Source organism: Nonomuraea sp. WAC 01424, assembly GCF_003947315.1.
Lineage (GTDB): Bacteria > Actinomycetota > Actinomycetes > Streptosporangiales > Streptosporangiaceae > Nonomuraea > Nonomuraea spiralis.
The window spans coordinates 761,603-778,299 of sequence record NZ_QHHZ01000001.1 but is presented as its reverse complement, the minus strand read 5'-3'; the positions used below and the strand labels follow the sequence as shown (position 1 = coordinate 778,299).

Here is a 16,697-nt window from a genome sequence, read left to right as displayed (position 1 = left end):
TTTCACCGAACACGAAGCGTGCGGCCGTTCCCCTGGCGGGGAGCGACCGCACGCTCGGTCCTGGCGGGCTGATCAGGCGCCCTTGGAGGCCGCCGTCCGCCGCAGCCTGATGTTCTCCAGCAGGTCGAACCCGTCCAGCAGGCGCTCGCCCAACCCCCGCAGCCGCCGCAGCGTCGACGGGGGCAGCAACACCGCCCGCATCCGCCGTCCCCGCGACACCGTCGCCGCCAGGGCCTGCCGCACCTTGCGCAGGTCCTTTCTCATGGGCGCGATCGTGCCCGGGTCCCTGGCGAACAACACCCGCTCGACCGTCGTCGCGATGGCCGTCATGGCCGCCGCCGACTCGGCGTCGAACTCGTACTGGTGGGTCAGCCGCCGGGCCAGGGCCCTCGGGGTCTCGCTGGCGTCGCGGCCCATGCCGTAGTCGTACAGCACGTCGTCCAGCTCGGCCCACACGGCCGCGACCGACGGATGGTGAGCGGTCGCGATCCTGGCCGTCATGTCGTCGCCCGGTCGCGCGACCTTCCAGCCCAGCGCGCGTACCCGCCGGTTCCTGGTGAGCAGGCGCAGGGCCGCCGGGACCAGCAGGAGCAGCAGCAGCGCGCCCGCGCCGATGCCGATCTTGCCGATCAGCGGCATCGAGTCGTCCGGCGGCAGCCCGCCCGTCGCGATCAGGCCCTCACGGTCGAGCTCGCGCGGGTTGCGCCGGGTCGAGGGGTTGATCGGGTCGTCGGCGCCCGAGTCGGACGCGCCGGTGCTCGGGGACGTGGACGGCGTCGTCGCCGGCGCCCGCGGGATCGTGTAGTCCGGCACCCGCGCGCTGCCCTGGCCCAGCGTCCCGGCCGGCGTCGCCTCGAACGGCAGCCAGCCCACGCCCTCGAAGTACAGCTCGGGCCAGGAGTGGGAGTCGCCGGTCGTGACCGTCCAGTTGTCGCCGACCTTCGTGCCGCCGGTGTAGCCGATCGCCACCCGCGAGGGGATGCCGACGATCCTGGCCAGCACCGCCATCGAGGCCGCGAACTGCTCGCAGTAGCCCGTACGGTCGCGCAGCAGGAAGTCCCGCAGCGCGGAGTTGCCGTGGCCCTGCGTCCTGAGGTCGTAGCGGAAGTCGCCGTCCTTGGTGAAGAACTGCTGGAGCTTCACCGCCGCCTCGAAGTTGGAGTTGGTCTCCGCGGTCAGCGAACGGGCCAGCCTGACGATGTCCGGCGGCAGGTTGTCCGGCAGCTTCAGGTACCGCCGGTCCACGCTCGGCTGGACGCCCTCCAGCGACTCCAGCAGCTCCGGCGTGGCGTCCGGCTCGCTGGTGGCGACCTCGTACTCCAGGCCGGCGGCCTCGTCGGGGATGGAGAAGACCATCAGCGTGCCGACGTCGGCCCGCCAGTCGCCGTCCACCCGGATCTGCCGCGGCGGGTACGGCAGCGGCAGGAACTGCAGCCGCTCGATCTCGTCGCTGATCCGGATCCTGGTGACGACGTTGCGGACCTTCGTGTTCGGGCTCAGTCCGGGAGGGGCCGGCAGCGGGCCGTTCTCCGTCCTGTTGTCCGGCGAGCCCTTCGGCTCGGTCATGCCGAACTGCTGGCCGTCGAAGGTGTCCAGCGCGTAGATCCGCAGGTATCTGGGCTTGTTGTCGTTGTTGCTGTAGGTGAGGATCGTGCGCCGCTCGGGCAGTTCGAGCTGCCCGCGCAGGCTCGCGATCGGGCTGGCGATGCTGATCGAGTTGCCCTTGCCGCCCCCACGTCCGCCCACGCCGAACTGGAAGAAGGAGACCGGCTCCATCACCGGCAGCGCGGCGGGCAGCAGCACGGCCAGCGCGATGGCGGCGAACCCGATGCGCTTGCCCGACAACCGCAGGCCGCTCGTGTCGGCCCTGGCCACGCCGGTCTCCGGACGCGGCCCGGTCGCCACGCGGGTCCGGCGGACGAGCACCGCCCGGCCCCAGTGGCCCACCCGCTCGCGTCCGTCGGCGATGAGCAGGCTGACGAAGCCGAGCGCGGCGATGATGAACGCGGGCCAGCTGATCGGCTCGGCCAGGATCGTCGCCGGGACCGTGGCCAGCGCCAGCAGCGGCAGCCCGGCCAGCGCCGCCCGCCGCAGCCGCGCGGCCAGCAGGTCCACGGCGACGGCGATCACGCCCACGCCGCCCGCGGTCAGCAACGTGATCCCGTCCGTGGACGGCACGGGCGCGGCGAAGCGCTGGATGTCGGCCCAGCCGGCGCTCAGCAGCCTGCCCAGCTCCCACACCGACGACTTGGTCGGGATCACCAGCGCCCACGCCTTGCCCGCGGTGAAGACCACGGTCAGGAAGATCCCCAGCGCGGCCAGCCCCACCAGCGGCGCGGCCCAGGCGGGCAGCGTCAGGCGGGAGCTGAGCAGGCCCGCGGCCATCACGGCCAGCACCGCGCCGAGCGACGTCCAGAACCAGGCGCCGCCCTGGAAGAGCGGGTAGAGCAGGATCGCCGCGGCGAACGCGGCCACCCCCGAGGCGGCCGTCAGTCTCATGCCGCACCTCCCGTGGAGTCGAGCGCGTACCTGCCGCGGTTGGCGGCGTCCTGCCAGACCGAGGCGATGGAGGTGCCGGCGGGCAGGCGCACGATGCGCCAGCCGTAACCGGCCAGGACGCCCTGCACGGCGTCGAAGTTCTCGTGCGAGCCCCGGCCGGCGCCCTCCCACGTGCCCGCGTCGAGCAGCACCGCGACGCCGGTGACGCCGCTGTGCCGCAACCGGGCCAGGTCCCTGGCCTCCTCGGGGTCGAGCGCACCGAGCACGGCCACGATCAGGCCGTCGCCGCCGCCCTGGCGCAGGGCCGAGACGCCCATCTCCAGCGAACGGGCCGAGCTGTGCCGCACCATGGCGAGCGTGTCGAGCAGCGAGTAGCTCAGCCCCTGGTCCGTCAGGTGCTCGGCGCCCTGGTCGGTCACCAGCCGCAGGCCCAGACCCTCATGGGCGAGGTGCACGCCGATCGAGGCGGCGGCCGAGACCGCCACCTCGAAGGAGGAACGCGGGCCCTCGCCGCGGTGGGCGTGCCTGCGGGTGTCGAGCAGGAGCGCGCCGCGGCTCTGCCACTGCTGCTCCTCGCGCCGTACCATCAGCTCGCCGTACCGGGCGGTCGAGCGCCAGTGCACCCGGCGCAGGTCGTCGCCCTGCCGGTACTCGCGCGGCGCCACGTCGTCGTCGCCGGCCGCGGCCACGCTCCGGGTGCGGCTGTCGCCGCCGCCCGTCCACTCGCCCGACAGCCGTACGTGCGGTAACGCCACCACCTGCGGCGTCACCACGAGCGTGTCGCTGATCGTGAACGCACGCGTCAGCTCCACCAGCCCGAACGGGTCGGCGATGCGCACCGACAGCGGCCCGATCGTGTACCTGCCGCGCAGGTCGGACCGCACCCGGTAGTCGATCTCGCGTACGCCCTTGGACTCGACCCGGTCCAGCACGAACCGCGGCCGCACGCCCAGCGCGTACGGCACGGTGTCCTCGATCAGCAGCAGCCCGGTCGGCAGCCTGGTCACGTTCTCCAGGCGCAGCGTCACCGTGGCCTCGCCGCCCACCTCCGCCCTGGGCGGGTCCAGCCGCCGCGCGCAGCTCAGCCGGTACCTGGTACGCGCCACCACCAGCGCGGCCAGCAGCGGCAGCGCCGTGACCAGCACCCCGATCCTGAACAGGTCGTTCTCGCCCAGGATCAGGGCCATCAGCAGCGCCGCGACCCCCGAGGCCAGGAACGACCTGCCCCGGGAGGTCAGCGCCCGCAGTCCGGCTCTCACGACGCCCGCGTCTCCGGCACCGGCACCCGCCGGACAAGGTCGGTCACCACCTGCTCGGGCAGGCGGCGCTGGCCCTGGGCCTCGACGCTGGGCAGCAGCCGGTGCGCCAGCACGGGCACCGCCAGGTCCTGAAGGTCGTCCGGGATGACGTAGTCGCGCCCGGCCAGCGCCGCGTGCGCCCTGGCCGCCCGTACGAGCTGCAGCGTGGACCGGGGGGAGGCGCCCAGCCGCAGGTCGGGGGAGTGGCGGGTGGCCACGACGAGGTCGATGGCGTACTTCTTGACCGGCTGCGAGACGTACACGCCGCGCACGGCCTCGATCAGCGCCCGTACCTCGGCGGTCGTGGCCACCGGCTCCAGCTTGTCCAGCGGCGAGGTGCTGCCGTGCACGTCGAGCATCTCCAGCTCGGCCGTCGGCTCCGGGTAGCCCATCGCGACCCTGGCGGTGAACCGGTCGCGCTGGGCCTCGGGGAGGGGATAGGTGCCCTCCATCTCGATGGGGTTCTGGGTGGCGATCACCATGAAGGGCGCGTCCAGCGGGTACGTCACCCCGTCCACGGTGACCTGGTGCTCCTCCATGCACTCCAGCAACGCCGACTGAGTCTTGGGCGAGGCGCGGTTGATCTCGTCGCCCACGACGATGTTGGCGAACACCGGCCCGGGCTTGAACTCGAACTCACGCGTCTGCTGGTTGTAGGCGCTCACCCCGGTGATGTCACTGGGCAACAGGTCGGGCGTGAACTGCACACGCCGCACCGGGCAGTCGATGGACCGCGCCAACGCCTTGGCCAGCATCGTCTTGCCGACGCCAGGCACGTCCTCGATCAAAAGGTGGCCCTCGGCGAGCAGGACCGTCAGCGTGAGGCGGACGGCGTCGCTCTTTCCCTCGATCACCGATTCGATGGCCTGCCGGATTCGGTGGGCTGTGGAGACCAGCTCGTCGAGCTGGGGAGGGACGTCACGGGTTACTGCCACCAGGCCTCCATAGTGCGACGGCCGTCCCGCACGGTGCCATTACGGGAGCCATGCCATTCCTTTTCCATTGTCTGTACGACCCTACGACGCTGTGGGTTCTTGAGCGACATTTGTGGATATTCCAGGGAACCCCGGTGATGTTCCTGTTCTTGTCGCATAGCAGTGCGAATCCCGTGACACTGCCCCCGCTGGTCCGCCCCACTTTCCTCCACGGCGGCCTTCGCGCTCGCTCCCGTCCCCTATTTCGCCGGGCTTTAGAACCCTCGACACGCCCATGAGGGTTGGCCCGGCCCCCCACGCCCCCCACCCCGCACCAGGCCGCTGACCTGCGGTAACGCAACGGAAACTGATGATGAAGACGGTTCGAATCAGTTGACGGTGGGGAGAAGTGGAGTATGGTGGTGCGCAGTGGAGGGCCCGGTGCGCCAGCGCTGAGCGCTTCGCTGAGGCACGGGAGGTGGCGCCGATGTTCCTCGGCACCCATCAACCGCGTCTTGACGACAAGGGACGGCTGTTCCTGCCGGCTAAGTACCGTGAGGAGCTGGCGGAGGGTCTTGTGATCACCAAAGGCCAGGAGCGATGCCTCTACGTCTTTCCAGTAGAGGAGTTCCAGCGCATAACCGAGGCTCTCAGCACCGCCCCGGTCACCGCCAAAGCGGTGCGTGACTACAGCCGCGTCTTCTTCGCCAGCGCGTCCGACGAGAAACCAGACAAGCAAGGACGCATCACGATCCCGCAGAGCCTGCGTCAGTACGCGGGCCTGGAGCGTGACTGCGTCGTCATCGGGGCCAACACCCGGTTGGAGATCTGGGACTCGCAGGCCTGGGACACCTATCTCAACGCGCAGGAGCAGGCGTTCGCCGATCTGTCGGAGGAGGTGCTGCCAGGGATCTTGTAGTGATCACGGTCGATCCGTCGGTGATGTCGTTCGGCGAGGTCTCCACCCGCAACCACTGCCTGCCAACTGATGCACCTTCCCCGGTGTCAGAGGGCGGGCGTCCACGAAGAGGGTGCGGATGGGGACCTGGCCGGACGGCGCCGGGTGGGGACCCAGGAATGACTGACGATGGACCGGATACGCGTCATCCGCGAGCAGGACGCGAGAGGGGGGTTGGAGATGGACAACAACGTAGGCACGAGCGGTCACGTTCCGGTGATGCTCGAGCGCGTACTGGAACTGCTTGGCCCGGCGCTGTCGGGGCCCGAGCCGGTCGTCGTCGACGCCAACCTCGGGCTCGGCGGCCACTCCGAGGCCCTGCTCGCCGCCTTCCCCTCCCTGCGCCTGATCGGGATCGACCGCGACCCCTTCGCGATCGACTTCTCCACCCGCAGGCTCGCCCCGTACGCGGACCGCATCACCCTGGTGCACGCCTCCTCCGGCGACCTGGCCCAGGTGATCGCCGAGGCCGGGCACACCACGGTCGACGGCGTGCTGTTCGACCTCGGGGTCTCCTCGCCGCAGCTCGACGAGGCCGAGCGCGGCTTCGCCTACTCCTACGACGCCCCGCTCGACATGCGCATGGACACCGAACAGGAGCTGACGGCCGAGGTGGTCGTCAACACCTATCCGGCCGCTGACCTGGCACGAATCCTGCGCGACTACGGCGAGGAACGTTTCGCGCCGAGGGTCGCGGGGCTTATCGTCAAGGAACGCGCCAAGGAGCCCATCAGCTCCACCAAACGGCTCGCCGACATCGTGCGCGACGCGATCCCCGCGGCGACCAGGCGTACCGGCGGCAACCCCGCCAAGAGGACTTTCCAAGCACTGCGCATCGAGGTGAACGCGGAGCTGTCCGCCCTGGAGGCGGCGCTGCCCGCGGCGCTCGACGCGCTGGCGCTGGGTGGGCGAGTCGTCGTGCTCTCCTACCACTCCCTTGAGGACCGGCTCACCAAGCAGGCCCTCACGGCGCGAACCAAGGACACCAGCCCGCCAGGGCTGCCTGTCCCGCTACCGGCACACCAGCCGAGGTTCCGCCTGCTGACGAGGGGAGCCGAGCTCCCCAGCGATGAAGAGCTCGCCCGTAACCCGCGGGCGGCCTCGGCCCGGATGCGGGCGGCAGAGAGGATCCGCCTTGACGATTGAGCAGGAGACCGGCCGGGTCGCGCCCGTCCGCCGCGCCGTGCCCAAGCCGGGCACGCGCAGGCCCGGCGTCTCCCACCAGACCAAGCCGCGGCCCCGTCCCGGCACCGACGGCCGGCGGACGGCGGCGGCGCGTCCCGGCGAGAGCGCCGAGCCCGCCCGCCGTCCCGCCGTACGGCGTCCTTCGGCCAAGCGGCAGCGGACGCCGTTCGTGCTGCTCGTCGTCGGGTTGATGTGCGGTGGTCTGGTGAGCCTGCTGCTGCTCACCACCATGCTCGGGCGCGACACCATCACCGACGCGAAGCTGCGCGACGAGATCGCGGTGGCGCGCCAGGAGAAGGAAGCGCTCCAGAAGAAGTACGAGGAGAAGATGCAGCCCCAGAACCTCGCGCGGCAGGCCGAGGCGCAGGGCGACCATCTGGACAAGACGCTCGGCATCTGGACCACCGGCGAACCGAGCGGCCAGGCGGATCCGGAGCGGTGAGGGAATCAGGCGGCAGGGGACAGGGTCCCGGCCGCGGCGCTGGCGGCGCCGGCTCTCAAGGAGGGCCCGGCGCCGCTCGTCGTACGCCGGGCGGTCCGGGGCGGGCAGGGCGTGACGGCTCTGCCCGTTCCGAGGGGGCGGGCCGCCCGGCGTCGCCGGACGACTCGCCGCGCAAGCGGCCCCCGGACCCGTTCGACCTGCCGTTCGACGACGCCGCGCGCGGGCGTCCGCCACAGGGCTCCGGCGACGACGACGAGCGCGGCGGCGCCCGCCGCGGCCCCGCGGGCGGTTCCCGCGGCCGGCAGCGCCGCGACGACGGCGACCGCGGGCGTTCCCGCGACGACGACGAGGGCACACGCTCGCGCCGCGAGCCGGGCGACGGCCCCCGCCGCCGCCCCCGCGACGACTCCGACCGCTCCCGCGGCCGTACCGGCTCCCAGGGCCGGGATGACGACGACCGTCCTCGTGGGCGTACCGGCTCTCAGGGGCGGGATGAGCGGGCACGGGGGAGTGCTCCGCAGGAACGGTCCCGGCGGCGTGGCGACGGGCCGGAGGCGCCGTCGCCCGGCGCCGGCGCGCGCAGTCCGCGGACCCGCCGGGACGACGCCGCGCCGCGCCGTACGCAGGCGGGCGGCCCCGGCCCGGACCAGCCCCGCGGCTCCCGCCCGGACCAGTCACGCACCTCCAGGACCGACCAGGCGCGCGGCTCACGGCCCGACCAGTCACGTACCTCCAGGCCGGACGAAGCGCGGAGCTCCAGGTCGGAGGCCCGGAGTTCCAGAACGGACCAGGCGCGGGGCTCGCGGCCGGAGGGGCCCCGAGGGGCCAGGCCGGAGCAGGCGCGGGGGCACGAGCGAGGCGTGTTGCGCCGCGGTACGGAGACGCCGCCCCCCAGGGGACCGCGCCGCCCGCCCACCCCGCCGCGCCCGCCCAGGCCCCCGCTGGTGTTGCGCCTGGGCAGCCCGCGCAGGCGCATCAACATCGGCCTGATCGGCATGACCTTCGTCCTGTCGATCTTCGCCGGCCGGCTGATCCAGATGCAGGGACTCGACTCCAAGGTCTACGAGGCCGCCGCCGTCGGCCAGCGCCAGCACGTCGAGGAGATCCCCGCCAAACGCGGCACGATCACCGACGTCAACGGCAACGCCCTGGCCCGTACGTCGGAGGCCCGCGAGGTGTCCATCGACCCCAGCAAGATCCCGGAGGGCGCGCGCGCCGGCGTGGCGGCGTACCTGGCCCGGCAGCTCGGCAAGACCGTGGAGGAGATGACCGCCAAGCTGTCCAAGAGCAAGTCCCGCTACCAGCTCCTGGCCAGGGACGTCGACCCGGTCGTGGCCACGCGCCTGATGCAGCAGGCCGAGGTGCCGGGGCTGAGCTCGACCAAGACGTACCGGCGCGACTATCCGGCGGGCGACCTGGCCGGCAGCCTCATCGGGTTCGTCGGCGACGAGGGCAACGGCCTGGGCGGCATGGAGCAGGCGAAGAACACGATGCTGGCCGGCCGCGACGGCAAGCAGCGGGTCGAGACCGGCCGCGACGGCCAGCGCATCCCCATGACCAGCAGCGAGCGCACCGCGCCCGTCGACGGCCAGGACGTGCGCCTCACGATCGACCGCGACATCCAGTGGGCGGCCCAGAAGTCGGTCGCCGACGAGGTACGGCGGTCGGGGGCGAGCAGCGGCGCGGTCATCGTCATGGACGTGCGCACCGCGCAGATCATCGCCATGGCCAACGCGCCGGAGCTCGACCTGGCCAACTGGCGCAGGGCCCCCGCGTCCTCGTACGTGAACAAGGCCGCCGCCGACGTGTTCGAGCCCGGCAGCACCAACAAGGTGATCACCGCCGCCGCCGCGCTGGAGGCCAAGGAGGTCACCCCCGACACGGTGTTCCAGGTGCCCGACAACATCAAGTGCGCCGACCGCGTGCTGCGCGACGCGCACCCGCACAAGCCGGAGGCGATGACCTTCCGCCAGGCCATGGCCCAGTCCAGCAACGTGGCCACGATCATGGCCGCCCGCAAGGTCGGCAGCGAGCGCCTGTACGCGATGCTCAAGGCGTTCGGGTTCGGCGCGACCCCGGCGGGCGGCGTGCCGAGCGCCGAGGCGGGCCTGCTGCCCAACTACAAGAACTGGTCGGGCAGCCAGAGCTGCACGGTCGCGTACGGCCAGGGCGTGTCGGTGACCGCGTTGCAGATGGCCAGCGTCTATCAGACGATCGCCAACGGCGGCGTACGCGTCGATCCGCAGATCGTCGCGGGCACCACCGACGCGACCGGCAGGTTCGTCCCCGCTCCCGCGGGCAGGCAGACCAGAGTGGTGAGCGAGACGACGGCCAAGGAGATCGCGACGATGCTGGAGACCGCGGTGAGCGCCGAGGGCACCGGCACGCTGGCCGCCATCCCCGGCTACCGGGTGGCGGGCAAGACCGGCACGGCCAACCGCTACGACTCCGAGCTGGGCCGGTACGACGGCTACACGGCCTCCTTCGTCGGGTTCGCGCCCGCCGACGCGCCCCGGCTGGTGGTGCTCTCGGTGCTCCAGAACCCCAAGAACGGCCACTTCGGCGGTCAGCTCGCCGCCCCCGTGTTCAAGGATGTGATGACGTTCGCCATCAAGAGCAGGAAGATTCCTCCCACAGGCTCGGACGTGCCACCGGTGCGTACGCGCGCGGGACAGTGAGCAGGGAAGGTACGCTCTCGCCGTGCGTCCCCCGTCGTCTATGCGTCCCAAGACCAGCCCGCCCCGTCCACTGACCGGGCTCGCGACCATGCTCGACGCCGATTCCGGCACGTCGAGGTCGCCCCACGCCGCCCTGACCGGCGTCACCATCGATTCCCGTGCCGTACAGCGCGGCGATCTCTACGTGGCGCTGCCGGGCAACCGCGTGCACGGCGCGACCTTCGCCGCCGAGGCGATGGCGCGCGGAGCCGTGGCCGTCCTCACCGACCGGGAGGGGCGGGAGGCGTCCGTGGCCACCGGCCTGCCGGTGCTGATCGTGCCCGACCCGCGCGCGCTGCTCGGGCAGGTGTCCGCCTGGGTCTACGGCCAGCCGGCCCACGACGTCCAGGTGATCGGCGTGACCGGCACGAGCGGCAAGTCCACCACCACGTTCATGCTGGAGGCCGGGCTGCGGGCGGCGGGACACACGACGGGCCTGGTCGGCGGCGTCGAGATCCACGCCGCCGACCTCAGCTTCGAGCCCACGCTGACCACCCCGGAGGCCCCGCAGCTGCACGCGCTGTTCGCGCTGATGCGCGAACAGGGCGTCAGCGCGGCCGCCATGGAGGTCTCCAGCCACGCCCTGGCGCTCGGCCGGGTCGACGGCGTCTTCTACGACGTCGCCCTGTTCACCAACCTCTCCCAGGACCACCTCGACTTCCACAAGGACTTCGAGGACTACTTCGCCACCAAGGTCAGGCTGTTCCAGCCCGAGCTGTGCCGCGTCGGCGTGACCAACATCGACGACCGCCACGGCCGGGAGCTGCTCCACCGGGCCAAGGTGCCGATGACCACGTTCTCGGCGCTCGGCGCCGCGGAGGCGGAGTGGCGGGCGCTGGAGGTCAGGCTCGGCGCCGACGGCAGCGCGTTCCGGGTGGCCGGCCCCGGCGGGGGCGAGGCCGACGCGCAGATCTCGCTGCCGGGGCCCTTCAACGTCGCCAACGCGCTCGGCGCGATCGTGTCCCTGGTGGAGTCGGGGGTGCCGCTCCAGACCGCCGTGCACGGCGTGGGCACCCTCACCGGGGTGCCGGGGCGCATGCAGCGCATCACGTCCGCCGAGGAGGAGTTCCAGGCGCTCGTGGACTACTCCCACAAGCCGGGCGCCGTTGAGTCGGTGCTGCGTTCGCTGCGGGAGGTGACCGCGGGCACGCTGACGATCGTCCTCGGTTGCGGCGGCGACCGCGACACCGGCAAACGCCCCATCATGGGCGAGACCGCCGCCCGGCTGGCCGATGTGGCCATTTTCACCAACGACAATCCACGCTCGGAGGATCCGCTCGCCATCCTGGCCGCGATGATGGAGGGAGCGCTCGCCGTTCCGCCCCGCGACCGCGCTCATGTGATCATGGAACCTGACCGCGCGGCCGCGATCGACCTGGCCGTCGGCCGGGCCGGGCGCGGCGACGTGATCGTCGTGGCGGGCAAGGGTCACGAGCAGGGCCAGTACGTCTCAGGCGAAGTGATCCCCTTCGACGACCGCGAAGTGGTCGCCGAGGCGATCGACGCACGCAAGGAAAGCAGGAAGCACCGATGATCCCGTTGCCTCTGGCCAGGATCGCCGAGATAACCTCGGGCGCCCTGTCGGGCATGGCAGACCCCCGCGCGGTGGTGCGCGGGCCCGTAGTGATCGACTCACGGGCGGTGGAACCGGGATCGTTGTTCGTCGCCTTCGCCGGAGCGCGGGTCGACGGCCACGACTACGCCGCGCAGGCGATCCGCGCCGGAGCGGTCGCCGTCCTGGCGACCAGGCCGGTCGAGGGGCCGGCGGTGATCGTCCCCGACGCCGCGGTCGCGCTGGCCGAGCTGGCCGCCGCGCAGGCGGCCGCGCTGCCGCAGGCCACCGTGATCGGCGTGACCGGCTCGGCCGGCAAGACCAGCACCAAAGACCTGCTGGCCAGGCTGGCCGGCCGGATGGGGCCGACCATCGCGCCCCAGGGCAGCTTCAACAACGAGCTCGGCCACCCGCTGACCGTGTTGCGCGCCGACGTCGACACCCGCTTCATGGTGCTCGAACTGGCCGCCCGCAACGTCGGCCACATCAAGGAGCTCACCCGCATCGCGCCGCCCACGATCGGCGTGGTGCTCAACGTCGGCACCGCCCACCTCGGCGTGTTCGGCGGCAAGGAGTCCATCGCCAAGGCCAAGGGCGAGCTGGTGGAGTCGCTGCCGCGCACCGGGGTCGCCGTGCTCAACGCCGACGACCCGCTGGTGTCGCAGATGGCCTCGCGCACCGACGCGCGGGTGACGTACTTCGGGCGCGGCGAGGACGCGGCCATCCGGGCCGAGGGGGAGACGGTCGACGCGCGCGGGCGGGCCTCGTTCACGCTGCGCACGCCGTCCGGGTCCGCGCACGTCTCGCTCCAGCTCTACGGCGCCCACGCCGTGGAGAACGCCCTGGCCGCCGCCGCGGCGGCCTACGAGCTGGGCCTGCCGGTCGCCACCATCGCCGAGGAGCTGTCGGAGGCCACCCCGCGCAGCCGCTGGCGGATGGAGGTCACCGACCGGCCCGACGGCGTGACGGTGGTCAACGACGCCTACAACGCCAACCCCGACTCGATGCGGGCCGCGTTCGCCATGTTCGGCGTGATGGGCCAGGACCGGCGGCGGTTCGCGGTCATCGCGGCGCTGCGCGAGCTGGGCGACGAGAGCGCGGCGCTCAACGCCGAGCTGGGGCGCCTGGCGGGCGGTTCCGGCCTGACGGGCCTGATCGTCGTCGGGCCGGACGCGGGGCCCGTGCTGGAGGGCGCGAACGCGGCCGCGGCGGCCGCGGCGGGACCGCCTGGTGCTGGAGGGCCATATGCTCCCCAGATGACCCGGATCGTACACGTCCCCGATGCTGAGGCGGCGGCGGCCGAGCTGACCGGCCTGCTGCGCCCCGGCGACGCGGTGCTCGTCAAGGGCCCGCGCGCGATGGGCCTGGAACGCACGGCGGAACTCCTTCTCGGGGGTGCCGCCAAGTGATCAACATCGTCATCGCCGGCGCGGTGGGCCTGGTCCTGTCGATGCTGGGGACCCCCTTGGCGATCAGGCTGTTCTCGCGGCGCGGCTACGGCCAGGAGATCCGCGAGGAGGGACCGTCCGGCCACCACGGCAAGCGCGGCACCCCCACCATGGGCGGCACGGTGTTCGTGCTGGCCGCGCTGCTGGCCTACGGCGGCTCCCACCTGGCCACGCTCACGCCGCCGACGGTGTCGGGCATGCTCGTGCTGTTCCTGATGACCGGCCTCGGCGCGGTCGGCTTCCTCGACGACTTCATCAAGATCTACAAGCAGCGCAGCCTGGGCCTGCGCAGCGGCGCCAAGGCCCTCGGCCAGCTCGTCGTCGGCGCGGTGTTCGCGGTGCTGATCACCCGCCAGCCCAACGTCTACGGCATCACCCCCGCCGAGACGCGCCTGTCGTTCCTGCGCGACATCGGCCCCTCGATCGGCATCGTGGGCTTCACCATCTGGGTGCTGTTCATGATCGTCGGCTTCTCCAACGCGGTGAACCTCACCGACGGCCTCGACGGCCTGGCCAGCGGCGCGACGGGCGTGGTGCTCGGCGCGTACGTGCTGATCGGCAACTGGCAGCTCCGCAACAACTGCATCGACCAGCTCGGCCCCAACTGCTACTGGGTACGAGATCCGCTCGACCTGTCGGTGGTGGCCGCGGCCGTGGTGGGGGCGCTGGTCGGGTTCCTGTGGTGGAACGCCCCGCCGGCGAAGATCTTCATGGGCGACACCGGCTCCCTGGCCCTGGGCGGCGTGCTGGCCGGCCTGGCCATCGCCACCCGTACGCAGCTCCTGCTGATCATCCTCGCCGGGCTGTGCGTGATCATCACCTCGTCCGTCATCATCCAGGTCGGGTTCTTCAAGATGACCGGTAAACGGGTGTTCAGAATGGCGCCGCTGCAACACCACTTCGAGTTGAAGGGCTGGGCCGAGACCACGATCGTGGTCCGGTTCTGGCTGATCGCCGGGCTCTGCGCGGCGCTCGGGCTCGGGCTGTTCTACGTCGAGTGGATGCCCAAGCCATGACCTACACCTGCGTGGCCGGTCTCGGCGTCTCCGGCACCGCCGTGGCCAGGGTGCTGGCCGAGCGCGGGGAGCGGGTCGTGGTGGTGGAGGCCGTCGAGGGAGAGCGGCAGCTCGCCGCCGCGGCCGAGCTGGCCATGGCAGGGGTCGAGACCAGGTTCGGCGAGATGACGCTGCCGCAGGGCGTGGACAGGCTCGTCACCACCGGCTGGGCGCCGCACCACCCGCTGATCGCCGCCGCGCTGGCCGCCGGCGTCGAGGTGGTGGGGGAGGTGGAGCTGGCCTGGCGGCTGCGCCCGCCGCACGCGGCGCCCTGGCTCGCGCTGACCGGCACCAACGGCAAGACCACCGCCGTACGCATGCTCACCTCGATCCTGCTGGCCGCCGGGCACAAGGCCCTGGCCGTGGGGAACGTGGGCGTACCGGTCGTCCGCGCGGTCGCCGAGCCGTACGACGCGCTGGCCGTCGAGCTGTCCAGCTTCCAGCTCCACTGGTCCAGCACGCTGGCCCCGCACGCGGCGGCCATCCTCAACATCGCGCCCGACCACCTCGACTGGCACGGCTCGATGGCCGCGTACGCCGCCGCCAAGGGCCGCGTCTACGAACGCGCCGGGACCGTGATCTTCAACGCCGACGACCCCGAGTGCGCCCGGCTGGCCGAGCCGTACGAGGGCGCCGTCGGGTTCACCCTGCGGGTGCCGCGCAGCGGGCAGCTCGGCGTGGTCGAGGACCTGCTGGTCGACCGGGCGTTCGTGGACGACCCGGTCGAGGCGGCCGAGGAGCTGGCCACGCTGGCCGACATCCGGCCCCTGGCCCCCCACAACGTCGCCAACGCCCTGGCCGCCGCCGCCCTGGCCCGCTCGCTCGGCGTGCCGTCGGAGGCCGTACGCCTCGGGCTGCGCGCGTTCAAGCCCGACCCCCACCGCCTGTCGCACGTCGAGCGGGTCGGCGACGTCGACTACATCGACGACTCCAAGGCCACCAACCCGCACGCCGCCGCGGCCGCGCTGAGCGCGTACTCCTCGATCGTGTGGGTGGCCGGCGGTCAGCTCAAGGGCGCCGACGTCGACGACCTGGTACGGCGGGCCGCGCCCCGGCTGCGCGGCGCGGTGCTGCTCGGCGTCGACCGGGCCGCGATCGCCGAAGCGCTCGCGCGACACGCGCCGAATGTCCCCGTCGTGGACATCGCGGGCCAAGACACTGGTGTGATGGACACCGTCGTCACCGAAGCCGCGCGCCTGGCCTCGCCCGGGGACACCGTGCTGCTCTCCCCCGCGGGCGCCTCGCTCGACATGTTCCCCGGCTACCCGGCGAGAGGGGAGGCCTTCGCCCGCGCCGTCCGCGAGCTGAGGCGGCGGCGTGAGCACTAGCACCGGGACCGCGGGCCCCCGCCCCGCCGCGGGCGGGTCCAAGACGCAGGAGAGCCCGGCGAGCTGGATGCGCGAGCAGCGCGCCGCTCTGAAGGAGCTGCTCGACAAGCCCCTGACGACCTACTATCTGATCATCATGTGCAGCGCGCTGCTGCTCGCGCTCGGCCTGATGATGGTGTTGTCGGCCTCCGCCGTCGAGGCGCAGCAGAAGACCGGCAACCCGTTCTCGTGGTTCATCAAGCAGTCGCTGTCGGCCGGCATCGGCCTGCCCCTCATGTACGCCTGCTCACGCCTGCCGCTGAAGTTCTTCCGCTGGGCGGGCTACCCGCTCATGGCGCTGTCGGTGCTGGCGCTGGTCATGGTGCTGTTCATCGGCGAGTCGGAGCTGGGCGCGCAGCGGTGGATCTATTTGGGCCCGTTCACCCTCCAGCCGTCCGAGCCGGCCAAGCTGGCGCTCGTGTTGTGGGGGGCCGACATGCTGGCCAGGCGGGCCAGGCAGGGCCGGATCGAGTGGCGGCAGATGCTGATCCCGCTCATGCCAGGCACCGCGATCCTGGCCGTCATGGTCATGCTCGGGCGCGACCTGGGCACCACCCTGGTGCTGTTCATGATCTTCCTGTCGCTGCTGTGGGTGGTGGGGGCGCCGATCAAGTTGTTCGGCGGCATCCTGGCGCTGGCGGTGCTGGCCGCGGCGATCATGATCAAGGTGGAACCGTACCGGATGGCGCGCATCGGGGCCTTCCTCAACCCGTGGGCCGACGCCCAGGGCGCCGGCTACCAGGCCGTCCAGGGGCAGATCGCGATGGGCTCGGGCGGCTGGTTCGGGCTGGGGCTCGGCAGCAGCCGCCAGAAGTGGAGCTGGCTGCCCCACGGCGAGAGCGACTTCATCTTCGCCATCCTCGGCGAGGAGCTGGGGCTGATGGGCACGCTGATGGTGGTGGCGCTGTTCGGCCTGCTCGGCTACGCCGGGCTGCGGGTGGCGATCCGGGTCAACGACGCCTTCGTACGCCTGGCCGCGGCCGCCATGGTGGCCTGGGTCGTCGGGCAGGGGACCGTCAACATGGGAGCCGTCCTCGGCGTCCTGCCGATCACCGGGATCCCGCTGCCGCTGGTCTCCTACGGCGGATCGTCGCTGCTCCCCACGCTGGCCGCGCTGGGCATCCTGCTGTCGTTCGCCAAACGCGAGCCGGGCGCGCGTGAAGCCTTGGCCGCCCGTGGCCCCGGACCGGCCCTACGGGCCCTAAGCTGGCTTGGCCTGGGGGGTACGTCCAGAGGCCGAGTGAGACGTTAGGGAGTGACCG

Annotated in this window: 12 protein-coding genes; 9 read left to right on the top strand and 3 right to left on the bottom strand. The window is 72.2% G+C overall.

Translation table 11 applies throughout. The features are described 5' to 3' along the window. Nucleotides 1-72 precede the first annotated feature (72 nt). Genes DMB42_RS03650 through DMB42_RS03640 form a run of 3 tightly spaced genes read right to left on the bottom strand, consistent with a single transcriptional unit; the run spans nucleotide 73 to nucleotide 4,732 of the window. Nucleotides 73-2,499, bottom strand: coding sequence for a DUF3488 and transglutaminase-like domain-containing protein (locus tag DMB42_RS03650; protein WP_125630500.1), 2,427 nt, complete (start codon nucleotides 2,497-2,499; stop codon nucleotides 73-75). Next, nucleotides 2,496-3,758: a DUF58 domain-containing protein gene (locus DMB42_RS03645; protein ID WP_125630498.1), complete on the bottom strand. Its 1,263-nt coding sequence runs from the start codon at nucleotides 3,756-3,758 to the stop codon at nucleotides 2,496-2,498. The genes DMB42_RS03650 and DMB42_RS03645 overlap by 4 nt, the downstream gene beginning before the upstream one ends. Further along, nucleotides 3,755-4,732, bottom strand: coding sequence for a MoxR family ATPase (locus DMB42_RS03640; protein WP_125630496.1), 978 nt, complete (start codon nucleotides 4,730-4,732; stop codon nucleotides 3,755-3,757). Before DMB42_RS03640 ends, DMB42_RS03645 begins: the two co-directional genes overlap by 4 nt. 466 nt (nucleotides 4,733-5,198) lie before the next feature. On the opposite strand from DMB42_RS03640, the gene mraZ reads away from it, so the two are divergent. The 9 genes from mraZ to ftsW all read left to right on the top strand — a co-directional run bounded on the left by mraZ (nucleotide 5,199) and on the right by ftsW (nucleotide 16,687). After that, entirely contained in the window at nucleotides 5,199-5,630 is a 432-nt protein-coding gene (mraZ, locus tag DMB42_RS03635; RefSeq protein WP_125630494.1) for a division/cell wall cluster transcriptional repressor MraZ, read from the top strand. A 219-nt stretch (nucleotides 5,631-5,849) separates the two neighbouring features. Next, a complete protein-coding gene (gene rsmH, locus DMB42_RS03630; protein WP_125630492.1) occupies nucleotides 5,850-6,815 on the top strand; it encodes a 16S rRNA (cytosine(1402)-N(4))-methyltransferase RsmH in 966 nt (321 codons plus the stop codon). Beyond that, nucleotides 6,805-7,296, top strand: coding sequence for a hypothetical protein (locus DMB42_RS03625; RefSeq protein ID WP_125630490.1), 492 nt, complete (start codon nucleotides 6,805-6,807; stop codon nucleotides 7,294-7,296). Before rsmH ends, DMB42_RS03625 begins: the two co-directional genes overlap by 11 nt. Further along, the gene (locus DMB42_RS54750) at nucleotides 7,293-9,974 is read left to right on the top strand and encodes a penicillin-binding transpeptidase domain-containing protein (protein WP_260477457.1); all 2,682 of its coding nucleotides are present in this window, start codon (nucleotides 7,293-7,295) and stop codon (nucleotides 9,972-9,974) included. Before DMB42_RS03625 ends, DMB42_RS54750 begins: the two co-directional genes overlap by 4 nt. A gap of 40 nt (nucleotides 9,975-10,014) precedes the next feature. Next, on the top strand, nucleotides 10,015-11,547 hold the full coding sequence (locus DMB42_RS03615) for a UDP-N-acetylmuramoyl-L-alanyl-D-glutamate--2,6-diaminopimelate ligase (RefSeq protein WP_125631205.1): 1,533 nt from the start codon (nucleotides 10,015-10,017) through the stop codon (nucleotides 11,545-11,547). Beyond that, nucleotides 11,544-12,974 carry a UDP-N-acetylmuramoyl-tripeptide--D-alanyl-D-alanine ligase gene (gene murF / locus DMB42_RS03610; protein ID WP_125630488.1) on the top strand — a complete coding sequence of 477 codons (1,431 nt, stop codon included), beginning with the start codon at nucleotides 11,544-11,546 and terminating at the stop codon, nucleotides 12,972-12,974. Before DMB42_RS03615 ends, murF begins: the two co-directional genes overlap by 4 nt. Then, the gene (gene mraY, locus DMB42_RS03605; RefSeq protein ID WP_125630486.1) at nucleotides 12,971-14,029 is read left to right on the top strand and encodes a phospho-N-acetylmuramoyl-pentapeptide-transferase; all 1,059 of its coding nucleotides are present in this window, start codon (nucleotides 12,971-12,973) and stop codon (nucleotides 14,027-14,029) included. Before murF ends, mraY begins: the two co-directional genes overlap by 4 nt. Then, nucleotides 14,026-15,396, top strand: coding sequence for a UDP-N-acetylmuramoyl-L-alanine--D-glutamate ligase (murD, locus tag DMB42_RS03600; RefSeq protein WP_125630484.1), 1,371 nt, complete (start codon nucleotides 14,026-14,028; stop codon nucleotides 15,394-15,396). Before mraY ends, murD begins: the two co-directional genes overlap by 4 nt. Continuing rightward, entirely contained in the window at nucleotides 15,386-16,687 is a 1,302-nt protein-coding gene (ftsW, locus tag DMB42_RS03595; RefSeq protein ID WP_125630482.1) for a putative lipid II flippase FtsW, read from the top strand. Before murD ends, ftsW begins: the two co-directional genes overlap by 11 nt. The last annotated feature ends 10 nt before the right edge of the window (nucleotides 16,688-16,697 follow it).

Bases quoted from the DNA above. Each gene is read 5' to 3' on its own strand.
- DMB42_RS03650 (WP_125630500.1), bottom strand. From the start codon at position 2,499: ATGAGACTGACGGCCGCCTCGGGGGTGGCCGCGTTCGCCGCGGCGATC.
- mraZ (WP_125630494.1), top strand. From the start codon at position 5,199: ATGTTCCTCGGCACCCATCAACCGCGTCTTGACGACAAGGGACGGCTG.
- rsmH (WP_125630492.1), top strand. From the start codon at position 5,850: ATGGACAACAACGTAGGCACGAGCGGTCACGTTCCGGTGATGCTCGAG.
- DMB42_RS03615 (WP_125631205.1), top strand. From the start codon at position 10,015: ATGCGTCCCAAGACCAGCCCGCCCCGTCCACTGACCGGGCTCGCGACC.
- murF (WP_125630488.1), top strand. From the start codon at position 11,544: ATGATCCCGTTGCCTCTGGCCAGGATCGCCGAGATAACCTCGGGCGCC.
- murD (WP_125630484.1), top strand. From the start codon at position 14,026: ATGACCTACACCTGCGTGGCCGGTCTCGGCGTCTCCGGCACCGCCGTG.